The sequence below is a fragment of the Burkholderia cepacia genome, assembly GCF_029962485.1.
Taxonomy (GTDB): Bacteria; Pseudomonadota; Gammaproteobacteria; order Burkholderiales; family Burkholderiaceae; genus Burkholderia.
On the sequence record NZ_CP073638.1, the window covers coordinates 1,225,165 to 1,241,770 of the forward strand.

A 16,606-nucleotide genomic window follows, 5' to 3' on the forward strand; every position below is an offset into this window, starting at 1 on the left:
ATTTCCCCGTCACTTCCCGCACCGTCACTGGAGGCAACCATGGCAAGCGAACCGGTTCGCGACCCCGCGAACGACCACCTGCTCACCCCGCAGAACGCGGCGTTCATCGTCATCGATTACCAGCCGGTCCAGGTGAACTCCATCGCGTCGATGGATCGCCAACTGCTGATCAACAACATCGTCGGCGCGTCGAAAGCCGCCGTCGCGTACGGCCTGCCGATCGTCCACTCGACCGTGAACGTGAAGACGGGCCTGAACAAGCCGCCGATCCCGCAACTGCGCAAGGCGCTCGAAGGCTTTCCGACTTACGACCGCACGAGCATCAACTCGTGGGAAGACGTCGAGTTCCGCAAGGCCGTCGAGGCGACCGGCCGCAAGAAACTGATCATGACCGCGCTGTGGACCGAAGCGTGCCTGACGTTCCCGGCGCTCGACGCGCTGAAGGCCGGTTACGAGGTGTACGTGGTCGTCGACGCGGTCGGCGGCACGTCGGTCGCCGCGCACGAAGCCGCGCTGCGCCGCATCGAGCAGGCCGGCGGCCAGATGATCAGCGTCGCGCAGCTGTTCTGCGAATTGCAGCGCGACTGGGCGCGCAGCGCCACCGTGCCGGCATTCATCGACCTGTTCATCGAAACCGGCGGCACGGCCGGCATCCAGTTCTCGTACGACAAGAGCTGACCGGCGCGGCGCGCGCGGCGGCCGGTGTTTTCCGGCCGTCGGCGCGCGCCGTCGCGCTTTCTCCCTCCCTCTCCCTCGTTCCGGCATGACCGGGGCGACGTCGCGGCCGGCCAGGCCGCGTTTTCGTATCCGTGATTCAATGTCGATCGAACCGGCGTCGCGCAATCCGGCGGCACGGCGATGTGTGCCCTCATCGAACGACCTTCACTGGATCACCATGACGAACCCTGCCGAAATCAAGGCGCTCGTTTTCGATGTCTTCGGAACGATCGTCGACTGGAGAAGCTGTGTCGCACGCGGCGCCGCCGCGTTCCTGGACCGCCACGCACCTGCGATCGACCCGTTCGAATTCGCCGATGCGTGGCGCGCCGAATACACGCCGTCGATGGAAGAAATCCGCAGCGGACGCCGCCGCTACGTGCGGCTCGACGTGCTGCATCGCGAAAACCTCGTCCGCACGCTCGACCGTTTCGGCATCGACGACGTGCCCGACGCGGACATCGACACGCTCAACCTCGCATGGCACAGCCTCGACCCGTGGCCCGACGCGGTCGCCGCGCTGCACCGGCTGAAGCGGCGCTTCATCATCGCGCCGCTGTCGAACGGCAACATCCGGCTGATGGTCGACGTCGCGAAACGCGCGGGGCTGCCGTGGGACGCGATTCTCGGCGCGGAAGTCGTCCGCGCGTACAAGCCGTCCCCGCAGGTGTACAGCGATACCGTCGAGATTCTCGGCCTCGCGCCGGCCGAGCTGTGCCTGGTCGCGGCGCACAACGGCGATCTCGCGGCCGCGCGCCGGCAAGGGCTGTCGACCGCGTTCGTGCTGAGGCCGACCGAACACGGGCCCGGCCAGACGACCGACCTGCAGGCCGACGATCAATGGGACTTCGATGTCAGGGACCTGAACGAACTCGCGGACCGGCTGGGCTGCCCGGGTTGAAGTCCGGGTTTCGGCGCGCGAGCGAGGCACTCCGGCCGCGATGAAGGGCCGGTGGAATCGCACGTCGAGCGCATCAAGCGCACCGACAGGCGACTGGTAGACTCCGCAAACCCTGTCCTGTTGCGGCCACCTACCCTCATGTCGTCACCCCTGCGCCTGATAGAAGGCAAACTGACCGCGATGCGCTTTCTCGAGCGCCCCGACCAAGGCAGCGCCGGAAGCCGTCAGGTGCCGCCCGTCGACCCCGAGGCCCGCAAGAAATCGCTCGGCTACTGGTTCACGCACACCCTGGTGCCGATCCTCGCGGCACTCACCGGCAACGGGGCCGCAGCCAATGCCCTTGTGTTTCAGCAAGCGGACGAGGATCTCGTCCTGGCCGAGTTAAACGCCGCGGCCGACAAGGTCGAGCATCCGGCGACGTGGTCGTACGCGAACCTGCGCGAAACCAGGACGTTCACGTCGGCAAACGCGTACGTGACCGTGGGGAAGAACGGCAAGATTCTGTTCGCGAAGTTACCGGTGGAAATCGAAATCGGCGGCGAGTCGTACCGCGGGTTCCTCGGCGGGCAGTGCTTCGATGTCGACGACGACGTGGTTGCCGCGGTCGATCGCCGAGGCCGCCTGTTCGCGCTGTCGTCGCCGGACCGGCGCCGCACGGTCATGGATCACACGTGTAGCGACACGGGGCTGGCCGGCCTGACGCACAACCTCTGGCTGGCGTGGAAATGGATGTTCATCGGCATGAACTGCTTTGTCATCCCGATCATGGTCCTGGTGCTCTGGACCGGCGACGACGGCTTTTCCGACCTGGATGTCGACCTGGCCATGCTGCTGGGCGGGCCGGCCGCGATCGGCGTCATGCTCGCGCTGCTCGTCGGCGTGCGGTTGTCGTGGGCCGACTGGCTGCCGGCGTGGCGCACGTCGAGCATCCTGAAGGCACTGGGCCGTCCGGATCTGTGCACAGTCGATTTCCTGGATACGCGCACCGAGGCCGAACGCAACGGCCAGGTGCGCGACACGGATATCGGGCAAATCTATTACGCGCCCGCGCCCAAGGCCTAGGGGCTGTTCACGCTGACAACGGGCTTGCGCTGGCCCTAGCGCGCCGACGCCAACGCACCCGCCTGCCCCTGCGCCGCCATCGCGAGGCGCCGCCAGTTACGCGCCGCGTACCGGTGCGCCTGCAGCAGCGCGATCCACAAGCCGATCTGCCGCACGGGCTTGAAGAAACCGCGCGCGCTGAACACGGTGCGCCGTTCGACGCGCGTCCTGCCGCCTTCGAGCGGCGTCAGCGTGAATTCGTCCTCCAGCTGGCCGACCCAGTCGCGACACCACACCGTCGACGCCACCATCCGGTAACGCAGCCGGCGATTCTCGTCGAGCAAGAGAATCCGCTGGTCGATCGTGCCGCGATCGGTCGTGCACTGCCGCGTGTTGCCGACGGCCGGCACGCCTTCGAGCACGCGGCAACTGACCGGCTTCGGCACGCCGAGGCGGAACAGCAGCGGCCGCGTGTCGTCCATCCGGGCATGGAGGAAATGCGGCCAGACATGCTCGGGCCGGCAATCGAACGTCCACTGCGAATGAATTTCCACGACCGTCTCCTGGCGGGTGCCGGTCCGCACATGATGGCACAACCACCGCACCGTCTCCGTTACTTCACCACCGCGCGCCATGCGGTCCGCGCATAGATCAGCAGCAACGGCAGCAGCGCCAGCGCGAACAGCAGGCAGAGCGCCAGCACCCACACCGGCCACTGTTCCGGATTCCCCCGCGCCCAGTAGCGGTAAGGCACGCTCAGGAACCCGATTTCCATCAGCAGCGCGCCGAGCGGCACGAGCCCGTTCATCGCCGCGGCCACGCCGAAGCGGGCCGCGCCGTCGATGTTCTTCCCCGCGCCGTACGCGGCGATCAGGTAGACGAAATACCCGATGATCGCGACCATCAGCGCGCCACCGGCCAGCAGGCCGACGCTGCGCACACTGCGTTCATGCAGCTGAGCGGCCCCGGCCGGCAACACGACATCGATCTTCTCGCCGATCTCCGGCACGCCGCCGGATCGAATGTTGCCCGGCAGCACGACTCGCTCGCCATCCGGCATCACGACTTCCAGGATCGACGTGTACTTGATGCACTGGTAGCGCTCGGTGCGCCCGCTGCTGTCGCTCCGTTCGCAGGTGTCCCATTCGGACTGGTAGGACACGACGGTCGCCTCGTATTTCGGCGACACCGCCAGCTCGTAGAATTCGTCGCCGATCCAGTACGCGAACGGGAAAAACAGCGATACGAGGCAAAAGCACACGAGCCACCAGAATGCGACTGCACCGCCGGTGCGGCCCTTGCCGCCGGTCTGACGGCGCACCATGCGCGATGCGAGCCAGTACGCGGCCACGCCGAATACGGCCACACAGACCACGAAAACCTTGCCCGCATGCGTCAAAGCCATCTGCGTTTCCCCCGATAACCGGCCGGATCTTCGCTGGCCGTTGTTTCAAATTCAGATCGACGACATCGTCGCCACTTCGGCCGCCACGCTCGCCCGCTATTCCGGCTCGCCGACGAACCGCAGCGTCCCCGATTCGCCCGACAGCAGCGCGCGATTCGCATCCGCCGCCGCGCGCAGGTAATCCCACAGCGCGGTCACGCGCCGCAGCTTGCGCAGATCCTCACGGCACGTCAGCCAGAAACACCGCGTGACGACGACATCGTTCGGCAGCACGGGCACCAGCGCCGGCTGCGTCGCCGCCATGAAGCACGGCAGGATCGCGAGCCCGCCGCCCTGCAGCGCCGCGAAATACTGCGCGATCACGCTCGTCGTGCGCAACCCGGCCGTCGCGCCCGGCACCGCCCGGTCCAGGTACAGCAGCTCGTTGCTGAACGCGAGATCGTCGACGTAGCTGATGAACGTGTGCTGCGCGAGATCGTCCGTGCATGTGATCGGCGCGTGGCGCGCGAGATAGTCGCGCGTCGCGTAGAGCCGCAACTGGTAATCGCACAGCTTCGTGACCACGTAAGGCCCGCGCTCGGGCCGCTCGAGCGTGATCGCGAGGTCGGCTTCGCGCTTCGGCAGGTTGACGAAATGCGGCACCGGCAGCAGGTCGACCGTCACGTGCGGGTGCTCGGCGCGAAACTGCGCGAGCTGCGGCGCGAGGAAAAAGCAGCCGAACCCTTCCGTCGACCCGATCCGCACATGGCCCGACAGCGCCGCGCCCGTGTTCGCGACCTGGTCGCATGCCGACTGCACGGTCGTCTCCATCGCGTCCGCATAGGCCACGAGCCGCTGCCCCTCGGCCGTCAGCGTGAAGCCGCCGGAGCGCGACTTGTCGAACAGCAGCGTGCCCATCGCGGCCTCGAGCGCACGGATGCGCCGCGCGACGGTCGTGTAGTCGACGCCCAGCCGCTTCGCGGCGCCGCTCGCGCGCTGCGTGCGCGCGACTTCGAGGAAAAAGCGCAGGTCGTCCCAGTTCAGGTTGCCGGAAACCGGCTCGGTGGCGTATCGCATCGGCGAGGGAAATAGGGGCTGGGGTCTCCGGGCCGGCCGTCGATATGCATAAATGCACATCCAACCGGTTTCTTTATCGGTACATGATGAATCTGCGCATAACTATACTCGACCGTGACCTGCGGACCACGAGCCGCGGCACCACCACGGAGACACCATGCAGACGCGATCCACCCTCGATGAGCATGCGACAGTCGCGGCGCCGGCGCCCGAGCGCACCGCGAAGCACCACCTGCTGGCCGGCTGGGCCAGCATGGCCGGCACCACGATCGAGTGGTACGACTTCTTCCTCTACGGCACGGCCGCCGCGCTCGTGTTCAACCGCATCTTCTTCCCGTCGCTGGACCCCGTCGTCGGCACGCTCGCCGCGTTCGGCACGTTCGCGGTCGGCTTCATCGGGCGGCCGATGGGCGGCATCGTGTTCGGCCACTTCGGCGACCGGATCGGCCGCAAGTCGATGCTGATGATCACGCTGCTGCTGATGGGCGTGCCGAGCATGATCATCGGACTGATCCCGTCGTACGACAGCATCGGCTACTGGGCCGCCGCGCTGCTGATCGCGATGCGTTTCCTGCAGGGGATGGCCGTCGGCGGCGAATGGGGCGGCGCGGTGCTGATGGCCGTCGAACACGCGCCGAAGGGCCGCAAGGGGCTGTTCGGCAGCCTGCCGCAGACGGGCGTCGGGCTCGGCCTGATCCTGTCGTCGGTCGCGATGGCCACGGTCGCCGCGCTGCCGGAAGCCGACATGCTGTCGTGGGGCTGGCGCGTGCCGTTCCTCGCGAGCATCGCACTCGTCGGCCTCGGCTGGTTCATCCGCGCGAAGGTGCCCGAATCGCCCGACTTCGAGAAGATGCAGCGCCAGGGCAAGGCCGAGAAATCGCCGGTGACGGCCGCGCTGCGCCGCCATCCGCGTGAAGTGCTGACGATCGTCGGCGCACGCGCCGCCGAGAACACGTGGTTCTACATGGTCGTCACGTTCGCGCTCGCCTATGCGACGCAGCAACTGCATCTGCCGAAAGCCGAGATGCTGCACGCGATCACGGCCGGCGCCGCGCTGTCGCTCGTCACGATGCCGCTGTGCGGCCACCTGAGCGACAAGATCGGCCAGCGCCGGATGTTCGCGATCGGCCTCGTGCTGATGTGCGCGTTCGCCGCGCCGTTCTTCATGATGCTCGGCACACAGCAGACGTCGTACGCGTGGTGGGCGATCGTGCTCGGCCTCGGCGTCGTGTTCCCGATCCTCTATGCGCCGGAGTCGCTGCTGTTCGCGCAGCAGTTCCCGGCGGAAATCCGCTACAGCGGCATCTCGCTGTCGGTGCAACTCGCCGGCGTGATCGGCGGCGGCTTCGCGCCGATGATCGCGACGTCGCTGCTCAAGGCCGGCGGCGGCCAGCCGCACTACGTGATCGCGTACCTCGTCGGCTTCGGCATGTTCGCGCTCGTGTGTACCGCACTGATGCGGCCGGCGCGCGTGTGAGCACGCCGCCGGCATCCGATCGATTTCAGTTCGTCCTGCTGCTCGCCGTGCACGCATGCGCGGCGGCGGATACGGGGCCCCTTTTTTGTCGTCACATCGTTTTCCGGAGAGTTCCATGAACGCCGCAGTTCCCCAGACCACCCTCGCCCTGCCCACTGCCAAGCTGCTGATCGACGGCGCGTTCGTCGAATCGCAAAGCGCCGAATGGGGCGACATCGTCAACCCCGCGACGCAGGAAACGATCGGCCGCGTGCCGTATGCGACGCTCGACGAGGTCGACGCCGCGATCGCGTCCGCGCAGCGCGCGTTCCAGACCTGGAAGACGACGCCGATCGGCGCACGGCTGCGCATCATGCTGAAGTTCCAGGATCTCGTGCGCCGCAATCTCGAACGGATCGCGCACACGCTGACGGCAGAACAAGGCAAGACGTTGCCCGACGCGCAGGGCGACATCTTCCGCGGTCTCGAAGTGGTCGAGCACGCATGCTCGATCGGCTCGCTGCAGCAAGGCGAATTCGCGGAGAACGTCGCGGGCGGCGTCGATACCTACACGCTGCGCCAGCCGATCGGCGTATGCGCGGGCATCACGCCGTTCAACTTCCCCGGCATGATTCCGCTGTGGATGTTCCCGATGGCGATCGTCTGCGGCAACACGTTCGTGCTGAAGCCGTCGGAGCAGGATCCGCTGTCGACGATGCAACTGGTCGAGCTCGCGATCGAGGCCGGCGTGCCGCAAGGCGTGCTGAACGTCGTGCATGGCGGCAAGACGGTGGTCGACCGCCTGTGCACGCATCCGGACATCAAGGCGATCTCCTTCGTCGGCTCGACGCGCGTCGGCACGCACGTGTACAACCTCGGCAGCCAGCACGGCAAGCGCGTGCAGTCGATGATGGGCGCGAAGAACCACGCGGTCGTCCTGCCCGATGCGCACCGCGAGCAGTCGATCAACGCGCTCGTCGGCGCGGGCTTCGGCGCGGCCGGCCAGCGCTGCATGGCGACCTCGGTCGTCGTGCTGGTCGGCAAGGCGCGCGACTGGCTGCCCGAGCTCGTCGAGAAGGCGAAGGCGCTGAAGATCAACGCGGGCCACGAGCCGGGCACCGATGTCGGCCCGGTCGTGTCGAAGGCCGCACATGCGCGCATCACCGCGCTGATCGACGAAGGCGTGAAGGCCGGCGCGAAGCTCGAACTCGACGGCCGCGGCGTGAAGGTGCCCGGCTACGAGCATGGCAACTTCGTCGGCCCGACGATCTTCTCGGGCGTGACGACCGACATGTCGATCTATACGGAAGAAATCTTCGGGCCGGTGGTGGTCGTACTCGAAGCCGACACGCTCGACGACGCGATCGCGCTCGTCAACCGTAACCCGATGGGCAACGGCGTGGGCCTGTTCACGCAGAGTGGCGCGGCCGCGCGCAAGTTCCAGAGCGAAATCGACATCGGCCAGGTCGGCATCAACATCCCGATTCCGGTGCCGGTGCCCTACTTCAGCTTCACGGGCTCGCGCGGCTCGAAGCTCGGCGATCTCGGCCCGTACGGCAAGCAGGTCGTGCAGTTCTACACGCAGACGAAAACGGTTACCGCACGCTGGTTCGACGACGACGCGACGGCCGGTGGCGTGAACACGACGATCGCGCTGCGCTGAGTGCGAAGCACGGGGCCGGGCTCGGCGCTAAAGCGCCAAGTCCGGTCGACCGCCTTGCATGGGACCGGACCAAGCGCTAAAGCGCCAAGTCCGGTCGACCGCCTTGCATGGGACCGGACTAAGCGCTAAAGCGCCAAGTCCGGTCGACCGCCTTGCATGGGACCGGACTAAGCGCTAAAGCGCCAAGTCCGGTCGACACACGAGACTACACATGGAAATTGCATTCATCGGACTCGGCAACATGGGCGGCCCCATGGCCGCCAACCTGCTCAAAGCCGGCCACGCACTGACGGTGTTCGACCTCGACACGCATGCAGTCGACGCCGCGGTGCGCGCAGGCGCGACAGCGGCCAGCTCGCCGCGCGAAGCCGCCGCACGCGGCGCGGTCGTGATCACGATGCTGCCGGCCGCTCAGCACGTGCGCGCCGTCTACCTCGGCGACGACGGCGTGCTGGCCGGCGTGCTGGCCGGCGCGACACTGGTCGACTGCAGCACGATTGATCCCGGCACCGTGCGCGCGGTGGCCGACGCGGCAGCACAACGCGGCTTCCCGCTCGCCGACGCGCCCGTGTCGGGCGGCACCGGCGGCGCGCAAGCCGGCACGCTGACCTTCATGGTCGGCGCGGACGCCGCGCTGTTCGAGCACATCCGCCCCGTGCTGCTCGACATGGGAAAAAACGTCGTGCATTGCGGCGGCACGGGCACCGGGCAAATCGCAAAGATCTGCAACAACCTGCTGCTCGGAATCTCGATGATGGGCGTGTCGGAAGCGATGGCGCTCGGCGCGGCGCTCGGCATCGATCCGGCCGTGCTGGCCGGCATCATCAACACCTCGACCGGCCGCTGCTGGAGCTCGGACACGTACAACCCGTATCCGGGCGTGAGCGACACGGCGCCAGCCGCGCGCGGCTATGCGGGCGGCTTCGCGGCGAACCTGATGCTGAAGGATCTCGGGCTCGCGACCGAAGCGGCACGCAGCGCGCACCAGCCAGTGTGGATGGGCGCACTCGCGCAGCAGCTCTATCAGTCGATGAGCCAGCAGGGGCTCGGCACGCTCGACTTCTCCGCATGCGTGAAGCTGTACGAGGCGCAGCCGGCCTGACCCGAACCGCCGACGCCGGACGTGCGCCGACCCGCGATGTGCCTGAACGGCAGCGCGGGTCGGTTTGCATCGGGGGAAGGAAAACGCGGATGGCGACGGCGCGTCAACGCCGCCGGTCGTTCAACCGCGCGGGTTCGATGCCGTCTCGAAGGTCGGATGGCACTCGAACGCGAGTTCGGCGCGCGCGTCGACACGGCTGCCGCCGGTCAGCGATTCCGTCTTCATGCTCGCGCGCATGCCGCGCTGCGTGCAGTAGTTGGTAGCTTCGTCGATGGCCTTCGTATGAGCGTCGGCCCACGTCGTCGACATGCCGACCGTGCGCGTCGTCACGGTATATACGTTCGGGTTCGACGTCGCGGTCACGTCGGAAGCGGTCGAACACGCGGCGAGCAAGCATGCAGCAGCCGCGACGGTCAACCATCGCAGGGATCGGTAAGAGACTGGAATGAACATGGGGGGCAAGCGCACGCCGTTCGACGCGCATTGAGCAACATAGGCCACAGTATGCCTGCTCGATCGCCGGAGATCATGCCCCTTTCAGTGAACACATTGTTTCGAATGGTTAAACGATGGCCGGTTCAGGCAAGATTTACAGCCGTCGCCGGCAACCGTTTTCACGTGTCGGGTAGTTTTGCCCTGCCGGCCCATCGTTTCAGCCGCTCATGGCCGTCCGGCGGTCGATGCGCGACGTCCTGCCTGATCCCCGCCAACGCTTTCGCCGGGCCGGTCGCCACGCCGCCGACTTTTTTCAACCCGCGCGACCATCTCGCGCGCCCCTCGGCGCGCCACACGCAACCGCGCTGCGCCATATCGCCGCACAGGCATATCGCTTGCACCGCCCCCTCACCCGCCTCCCCGGCGGTCGGCATCCTTCCCTCAACCGGCGCTGCGCACCGCGCAACCCATCGCGCGGCGGTCCCGCATCGTCAGCAGGTTCCCTGAACGAGAGGACAACATGAAATCAATACGAACGCTGGTGGCCCTGTGCTCGGTCGTTTCCGTGCTCGCGGCGTGTGGCGGCGACGGCAACGACGTCGGCACCGAACTCGGCATCTCGAAGCCGCAGGCGCGCTTCATCAACGCAGTCCCGGCCGGGCCGAACCTCGACTACTACCTGAATGCGAAGATCGACCAGGCGGGCGTCGCCTACAAGGGCGTGACGCGCTATCACGACGTCGACTCCGGCACGCAGAACGCGAGCTACGACGTGTCGGGCACGACGACGACCGTCGCCGCGCAATCGTTCGGTGCGGTGAACGGCCACCACTACACGACGATCGCCCTGCCGAGCACGACTTCGCTGATCTCCGTGATCGACGATCCTTACGACAAGGGCCTGCTGTCGGACAAGGCGCGCGTGCGCAGCTTCAACGCGTCGCCGAACGCGCAGAACGTCGACGTGTACGTCGTCCCGCCGGGCACCGACATCACGACGCAAAGCCCGACGATGGCGGGCGCGGCCTACCAGAACGCGGTGCCGGCCACGACGCAGGATTCGACCTACCTGAACGGCGGCAGCTACCAGGTGATCGTCACGACGGCCGGCAGCAAGTCGCCGATCCTCAAGACCGCGCCGGTCACCATCAACAACAACGCCGACTGGCTGCTGCTGACGATTCCGTCGGGCGGGGTCGGCGACGTGACGCCGAACGACATTCACGTGCTCGTCGCGCAAGGCAACGACGCCGATACGTCCGCGCAGGAACTCGGCCCGCAGTAAGGACCGCCAACGGTCGCGGCGGCCGCCGCGACCTCGCCGGGCCATCGCCGCCGGTCCGTGAATCGCTACAACGGTCCTTGCAAATCTTTCATGCGCACGGCCGCGCGCATGCCTGACCGGCACGGCACGGCACGGCACGGCACGGCACGCGAAAAAACGGACGACACACCCGCACGCAGCTGGCATGCCACCCGTCCGATAAAGCGCCCGTCAGCCGCCGCTGGCGCCGCCCGGCGCGGAGGCAGCGCCCGGCATGCTCGCGCCGCTGTCGCCGCTGCTGCCGGCCGCGCTGCTGCTCGACGTACCCGATGGTGCGGCCGACATGCCGCCCGTCGCGCTCGAATCGGAACTCGCCCCGCCGGCGCTGTCGTCGCTCTTCTTCTGGCAGCCCGCGCCTGCCGCCAGCCCCGCAATCAGGATGCCGGCGAAGACGGCTCGCGATACATGACGAAAGGAATATCGCTGCATGACACCTCCGCTGATGTCGATGTGGATGGAGCCCGCAAGCGAGCAATTTGCGTGCCGCGCCCACGCGCGGCTGGCGGGCGCCTTCCATTCATTTTTCAAATGACACCCAGCCGAATATTTAATTTCCCATCGTCTCGGCCGCCACCCATACTCGCGAACAAATCCGAGACATAACGTCCACGGCGGCCGGGCCGTCGCAGCGTGACCACGCTGCCGGTTTCGCGCCCCGCACATGGAAGGAGACAACGGCGTGCAACTGGAAGCCACCCACCGCGCGGGCATCATGCTCGGCGCGGACGACGCATCGCATCGAACCGATTCGGCCACGCGCGACCCCGCGCTGAGCCCGCGGCTGCACAATCCCGATCTCGCGCCGACCAAGGCCGAGGGCCGGACCTGGGGCCGCTACAGCATCTTTGCGCTGTGGACCAACGACGTGCACAACATCGCGAACTACTCGTTCGCGATCGGGCTGTTCGCGCTCGGCCTGTCGGGCTGGCAGATGCTCGCGTCGCTCGCGATCGGCGCGGTGCTCGTGTACTGCTTCATGAACCTCACCGGCTACATGGGCCAGAAGACCGGCGTGCCATTCCCGGTGATCAGCCGGATGAGCTTCGGCATCTACGGCGCGCTGCTGCCCGCGATGATCCGCGCGGTAATCGCGATCGCATGGTTCGGCATCCAGACCTATCTCGCCTCCGTCGTGCTGCGCGTCCTGCTCACGGCGATCTGGCCCGGCCTCGCCGCGTTCGACCAGAATGTGATCTTCGGGCTGTCGACGCTCGGGTGGATCACGTTCATCGCGATCTGGCTCGTGCAGATCGGCATCCTCACGTACGGGATGGAGATGGTCCGAAAGTACGAGGGGCTCGCTGGCCCGGTGATCCTCGTCACGACGCTGTCGCTTGCCGCGTGGATGTATAGCCGCACGGGCGGCCATCTCGCGATGTCGATCGGCAAGCCGATGACGGGCCTGAAGATGTGGACGGAGATCTTCGCGGGCGGCTCGCTGTGGCTCGCGATCTACGGCACGCTGGTGCTCAACTTCTGCGATTTCGCCCGTTCGTCGCCGAGCACGAAGACGGTGCGCGTCGGCAACTTCTGGGGCCTGCCGGTCAACATCCTCGTGTTCGCGACGATCAGCTTCGTGCTCGCGGGCGCGCAGTTCAAGCTGAACGGCCACATCATCCACAGCCCGACGGAAATCATCGCGACGGTGCCGAACAAGCTGTTCCTCGTGCTCGGCTGCCTCGCCTTCCTGATCGTGACGGTCGCCGTGAACATCATGGCGAACTTCGTCGCACCGGCCTTCGTGCTGACGAGCCTCGCGCCGCAGCGCCTGTCGTTCCGCCGCGCGGGCCTGATCAGCGCGACGATCGCCGTGCTGATCCTGCCGTGGAACCTGTACAACAGCCCGATCGTGATCGTCTACTTCCTGTCCGGCCTCGGCGCGCTGCTCGGCCCGCTGTACGGGATCATCACGGTCGACTACTGGCTCGTGCGCAAGCAGCGCGTGAACGTGCCCGATCTCTATACCGAAGCGCCGACCGGCGCCTACTTCTACACGCGCGGCGTGAACCGCAAGGCGCTCGCGGCGCTCGTGCCGTCCGCGCTGATCTCGATCACGCTCGCCGTCGTGCCGGCCTTCAGCGCGATGACGCCGTTCTCCTGGCTGCTCGGCGCGGCCATCGCGGGCAGCGTGTACTGGCTGCTGGCCGATCGCAAACGGCAATACGAAGAGCGCTCGGGCGAACACATCGCGGTCGCCTGCGCGCAACACTGACACACACGCATACGGAGTCACCGATGAGGATCCTGGTAGTCAACGTCAACACGACCGAGTCGATCACCGACGCGATCGCCGCGCAGGCGCAGGCCGCCGCGTCGCCGGGCACGGAGATCGTCGGGCTGACGCCGCGCTTCGGTGCGGAGTCGGTCGAAGGCAACTTCGAGAGCTATCTTGCGGCGATCGCCGTGATGGATCGCGTGTTGAACTACGACGAACCGTACGACGCGGTGATCCAGGCCGGCTACGGCGAACACGGCCGCGAAGGGCTGCAGGAACTGCTGACGGTGCCCGTCGTCGACATCACCGAAGCAGCCGCGAGCATCGCGATGCTGCTCGGCCATCGCTACTCGGTCGTCACGACACTCGACCGGACGGTGCCGCTGATCGAGGATCGCCTGAAGCTCGCCGGGCTCGATGCGCGCTGCGCGTCGGTGCGTGCCAGCGGCCTCGCGGTGCTCGAGCTCGAAGAGAACCCGGCCCGCGCGATCGAGTCGATCGTCGGCCAGGCGCAGCGCGCGGTGAAGGACGATCACGCGGAAGTGATCTGCCTCGGCTGCGGCGGGATGGCCGGCCTCGACCGGCAGATCGAGGAATGCACGGGCGTACCGGTCGTCGACGGCGTGTCGGCCGCGGTCGCGCTCGCCGAGTCGCTGGTGCGCCTGAAGCTGAAGACGTCGAAGGTCCGCACGTACGCCCCACCGCGCCCGAAGCGGATCGTCGGCTGGCCGGGAACCTTCGCAAAATGACGACAGGCAGCCGGCCGGCAGTCGCGTTGCGCTCGGCCACGGTGCTGCCGGGAGGCGTATCGGCATGCGGGACCCGCTAGACCCGGCCGCCCTGCCGCGCGACGCGGCCGACGCCACGGGCGCGCTCGACGTGCTCGATGCGCGGCTGATGCGCATCCTGCTCGTGCTGCTGACCGAGCGCACCGTGTCGCGTGCGGCCGTGCGCCTGAACATGTCGCAGCCGGCGACGAGCGCCGCGCTCAAGCGGCTGCGCACGCTGCTCGGCGATCCGCTGCTGGTGCGCAGCCGCTACGGGATGGTGCCGACCGAGTTCGGCGCGCGGCTGATCGAACCGCTGCGCAACGCGCTGCGCGTGATCGACTTCATCCGCATGCAGCAGCCGACGTTCGACGCGCGCACGTCGGTGCGCACTTACCGGATCGGCTGCCCCGACTACCTGAACGTGCTGTTCGTGCCGAAGCTCGTCGCACTGTTCCGAGAACGTGCGCCGAATGCCCAGCTCGTGTTCCACCCGCTCGGCGACGGCTTCGACGACGAGCGCGCGCTGGCCGACGGCGAGCTCGACGTCGTGATCGACAACCGTCCCGCACGCCAGTCGCGCTTCCGGCAGGACGACCTGTTCGACGACCGCGTCGTGTGCCTGATGCGCGCGACGCATCCGCTTGCGCGGCGCGGCGCGATGACGGCCGCAGATTTCGCGGCGGTGCCGCAGCTGTGCCCGACGCCGTCGTGGCTCGAAGCGTCCGGCGCGATCGACCGGCAGCTCGAACGCGTGGGCCTGCAGCGGCACATCGTCGTCACGCTGCCGCACTTCGAACTCGCCGCGCATGCGCTCGTGCGCACCGACATGATCCTCACGACCACGTACCGGCTCGCGCGGCACTATGCGAAGCTGCTGCCGCTCGCCGCGATCGCGCTGCCGACCGAACCGCCGGACATCGTGTACCGGATGACGTGGAACGAATCGGGAGCGTGTGTCGACGGCGTGCGCTGGCTGCGCGGCTTGATCGCGGAAGCGACACGTGCGTGGCTCGATGCCGAGGCGATGCTGCCGGCGGTCGCCGCGGTCGCTGCGGTCGCTGTCAGCACGGATGCGGACGCGCTGACGACCGCGCCGGCTGTCTCCGATACGCCTGAACCCACCCGCCGCACGCGCCGCAAGCAGGCGACGCATTGCCGCGCATCGCACCCTGCTCGTGTCGCGCATGCGGCTCGCATCCACCGTATCGCGACAAAACCGCATTGACCGGTTCCAAGCCGGCGCCGGCACGATGTGCGCGACTGCCGCATATCGGACCGATCCTGCTTACCGGCCCTGCACCGAATCGTCAGAATGACGTCTCGAACCGTTGCCGACGCGCATCGCCGATGCCCGTAGCTGCGTTATCGAGGAAAACCGCATGAAGAAGGCACTCATCGCGCTGGCCGTTCCGGTCGCGCTGCTCGCGAGCACCGGCGCATTCGCCTGCAATCGGGACTGCGCAACGCAACGCGCAGCCCTCACGACGCACAGATCGATCGCGACGCGCTGAAGGGATGAAAATAAAGCACTGACGCGGCTTGCCGCATCAAACATGCCGCGCGAGCGCGAGCAGCACCGACAACGACACGATCGACCCGAGCGTCGACAGCAGGATCGTGCGCGACGTCACTTGCGCTTCGCGTCCGTAGAATTCCGCCAGCATGTACGGCCCGGTGCCGGTCGGCAGCGCGGCGAGCACGACCGCGATCTGCGCGAGCACGGGCGGCATCGCGAACACGCGCACGCCGAGCCACCACGCGAGCGCCGGCTGCACGAACAGCTTGACCGCCGTCAGGGCGACGCTGCCGCGCGGCGCCATGCCGTTCGCGTCGCGCTTCTCCGCGAGAAACAGCCCGAGGCTGACGAGTGCACACGGGCTCGCAGCCGCGCCGAGCAGCTTCAGGAACGTTTCGACCGGCGCGGCGAGCGACACCTGCGCAGCCGACACGCCGACTCCGGCCAGCGGCGCGACGATCAGCGGGTTGCGCAGCAGCGCACCGGCCACCTTCCACATCAGCTTCAGCGGCGCGCGATCGCGCTGCAGCCCGATCTCGATCAGCACGATCGCACCGGCGAACAGCACGCACGCGACGAGGATGGTCGCGATCGTGGTCGGCGTGAGGCTGTCGGTACCGAACGCGAGCAGGCACAGCGGAAAGCCGAGATAGCCGGTGTTCGGATACGACGCGGCGATCGCGTCGATACTCGCATCGGCGAGCCCCCGCCCCGCGAACAGGCGCCACGCGAGCACGCCGGCGAACACGAGCGCGCAAGTCAGCGCGAACGTCGCCACGAAGGCCGGCTGGTACAGCTGGTGCCACGATGCGTGCGCCATGATCTGGAACAGCAGCGCGGGCAGCGCGAGCCACACGACGAAGCGGTTGAGTTCCGACGCGGCAGCTGGCCCGAGCACGCCGCGCCGGCGGCACAGGAACCCCGCCGCGATCAGCCCGAACACGGGCAACAGAATCTCGATCGTCGATGACATCTTGAATACGCTGCGTGAAACCGGAACGCGCC

At 67.5% G+C, this 16,606-nt stretch carries 17 protein-coding genes; 12 read left to right on the plus strand and 5 right to left on the minus strand.

Going from position 1 to position 16,606, the window contains the following annotated elements; all coding sequences use genetic code 11:
• Positions 1 to 39 precede the first annotated feature (39 nt).
• The 3 genes from KEC55_RS21845 (at position 40) to KEC55_RS21855 (ending at position 2,680) form a co-directional block, all read left to right on the plus strand.
• Positions 40 to 678, plus strand: coding sequence for a hydrolase (locus KEC55_RS21845; protein ID WP_282510683.1), 639 nt, complete (start codon positions 40 to 42; stop codon positions 676 to 678).
• Between the two features lie 217 nt (positions 679 to 895).
• Positions 896 to 1,618 (plus strand): haloacid dehalogenase type II, encoded by a 723-nt coding sequence (locus KEC55_RS21850; protein WP_282510685.1) that lies wholly within the window; start codon positions 896 to 898, stop codon positions 1,616 to 1,618.
• A gap of 138 nt (positions 1,619 to 1,756) precedes the next feature.
• Entirely contained in the window at positions 1,757 to 2,680 is a 924-nt protein-coding gene (locus KEC55_RS21855) for a hypothetical protein (protein WP_282510693.1), read from the plus strand.
• 35 nt (positions 2,681 to 2,715) lie between these two features.
• Here the strand turns inward: KEC55_RS21855 and KEC55_RS21860 are convergent, their stop codons facing one another.
• From KEC55_RS21860 to KEC55_RS21870, 3 genes are all read right to left on the minus strand, one after another.
• Positions 2,716 to 3,213, minus strand: a complete 498-nt coding sequence (locus KEC55_RS21860) for an SRPBCC family protein (RefSeq protein WP_282510695.1) — start codon at positions 3,211 to 3,213, stop codon at positions 2,716 to 2,718.
• Between the two features lie 59 nt (positions 3,214 to 3,272).
• Positions 3,273 to 4,064: a uracil permease gene (locus tag KEC55_RS21865; RefSeq protein WP_282510697.1), complete on the minus strand. Its 792-nt coding sequence runs from the start codon at positions 4,062 to 4,064 to the stop codon at positions 3,273 to 3,275.
• Positions 4,065 to 4,160: 96 nt separating this feature from the next.
• Positions 4,161 to 5,120 (minus strand): LysR family transcriptional regulator, encoded by a 960-nt coding sequence (locus KEC55_RS21870; protein ID WP_282510700.1) that lies wholly within the window; start codon positions 5,118 to 5,120, stop codon positions 4,161 to 4,163.
• 157 nt (positions 5,121 to 5,277) lie between these two features.
• Here KEC55_RS21870 and KEC55_RS21875 point away from each other — a divergent pair, with 157 nt between their 5' ends.
• The 3 genes from KEC55_RS21875 (at position 5,278) to mmsB (ending at position 9,341) form a co-directional block, all read left to right on the plus strand.
• Positions 5,278 to 6,597 carry an MFS transporter gene (locus tag KEC55_RS21875; protein WP_282510702.1) on the plus strand — a complete coding sequence of 440 codons (1,320 nt, stop codon included), beginning with the start codon at positions 5,278 to 5,280 and terminating at the stop codon, positions 6,595 to 6,597.
• A 115-nt stretch (positions 6,598 to 6,712) separates the two neighbouring features.
• Positions 6,713 to 8,239 (plus strand): CoA-acylating methylmalonate-semialdehyde dehydrogenase, encoded by a 1,527-nt coding sequence (locus KEC55_RS21880; RefSeq protein ID WP_282510705.1) that lies wholly within the window; start codon positions 6,713 to 6,715, stop codon positions 8,237 to 8,239.
• Positions 8,240 to 8,450: 211 nt separating this feature from the next.
• Entirely contained in the window at positions 8,451 to 9,341 is an 891-nt protein-coding gene (gene mmsB / locus KEC55_RS21885; RefSeq protein ID WP_282510708.1) for a 3-hydroxyisobutyrate dehydrogenase, read from the plus strand.
• A 120-nt stretch (positions 9,342 to 9,461) separates the two neighbouring features.
• On the opposite strand, the gene KEC55_RS21890 is transcribed toward mmsB, so the two are convergent.
• A complete protein-coding gene (locus KEC55_RS21890) occupies positions 9,462 to 9,794 on the minus strand; it encodes a hypothetical protein (RefSeq protein WP_282510710.1) in 333 nt (110 codons plus the stop codon).
• Positions 9,795 to 10,296: 502 nt separating this feature from the next.
• Between KEC55_RS21890 and KEC55_RS21895 the strand changes: the two genes are divergently transcribed.
• The 6 genes from KEC55_RS21895 to KEC55_RS21920 all read left to right on the plus strand — a co-directional run bounded on the left by KEC55_RS21895 (position 10,297) and on the right by KEC55_RS21920 (position 15,596).
• A complete protein-coding gene (locus KEC55_RS21895) occupies positions 10,297 to 11,061 on the plus strand; it encodes a DUF4397 domain-containing protein (RefSeq protein ID WP_282510712.1) in 765 nt (254 codons plus the stop codon).
• Between the two features lie 253 nt (positions 11,062 to 11,314).
• Positions 11,315 to 11,509 carry a hypothetical protein gene (locus KEC55_RS21900; RefSeq protein WP_282510714.1) on the plus strand — a complete coding sequence of 65 codons (195 nt, stop codon included), beginning with the start codon at positions 11,315 to 11,317 and terminating at the stop codon, positions 11,507 to 11,509.
• Positions 11,510 to 11,761: 252 nt separating this feature from the next.
• Positions 11,762 to 13,312 (plus strand): NCS1 family nucleobase:cation symporter-1, encoded by a 1,551-nt coding sequence (locus tag KEC55_RS21905; protein WP_282510716.1) that lies wholly within the window; start codon positions 11,762 to 11,764, stop codon positions 13,310 to 13,312.
• Between the two features lie 23 nt (positions 13,313 to 13,335).
• Positions 13,336 to 14,064: an aspartate/glutamate racemase family protein gene (locus KEC55_RS21910; RefSeq protein WP_282510718.1), complete on the plus strand. Its 729-nt coding sequence runs from the start codon at positions 13,336 to 13,338 to the stop codon at positions 14,062 to 14,064.
• A gap of 64 nt (positions 14,065 to 14,128) precedes the next feature.
• The gene (locus KEC55_RS21915) at positions 14,129 to 15,310 is read left to right on the plus strand and encodes a LysR family transcriptional regulator (RefSeq protein WP_282510720.1); all 1,182 of its coding nucleotides are present in this window, start codon (positions 14,129 to 14,131) and stop codon (positions 15,308 to 15,310) included.
• Positions 15,311 to 15,464: 154 nt separating this feature from the next.
• Positions 15,465 to 15,596, plus strand: a complete 132-nt coding sequence (locus tag KEC55_RS21920; protein ID WP_282510722.1) for a hypothetical protein — start codon at positions 15,465 to 15,467, stop codon at positions 15,594 to 15,596.
• A 36-nt stretch (positions 15,597 to 15,632) separates the two neighbouring features.
• Here KEC55_RS21920 and KEC55_RS21925 read toward each other — a convergent pair whose 3' ends face one another.
• On the minus strand, positions 15,633 to 16,574 hold the full coding sequence (locus KEC55_RS21925; RefSeq protein WP_282510724.1) for an AEC family transporter: 942 nt from the start codon (positions 16,572 to 16,574) through the stop codon (positions 15,633 to 15,635).
• Between the last annotated feature and the right edge of the window lie 32 nt (positions 16,575 to 16,606).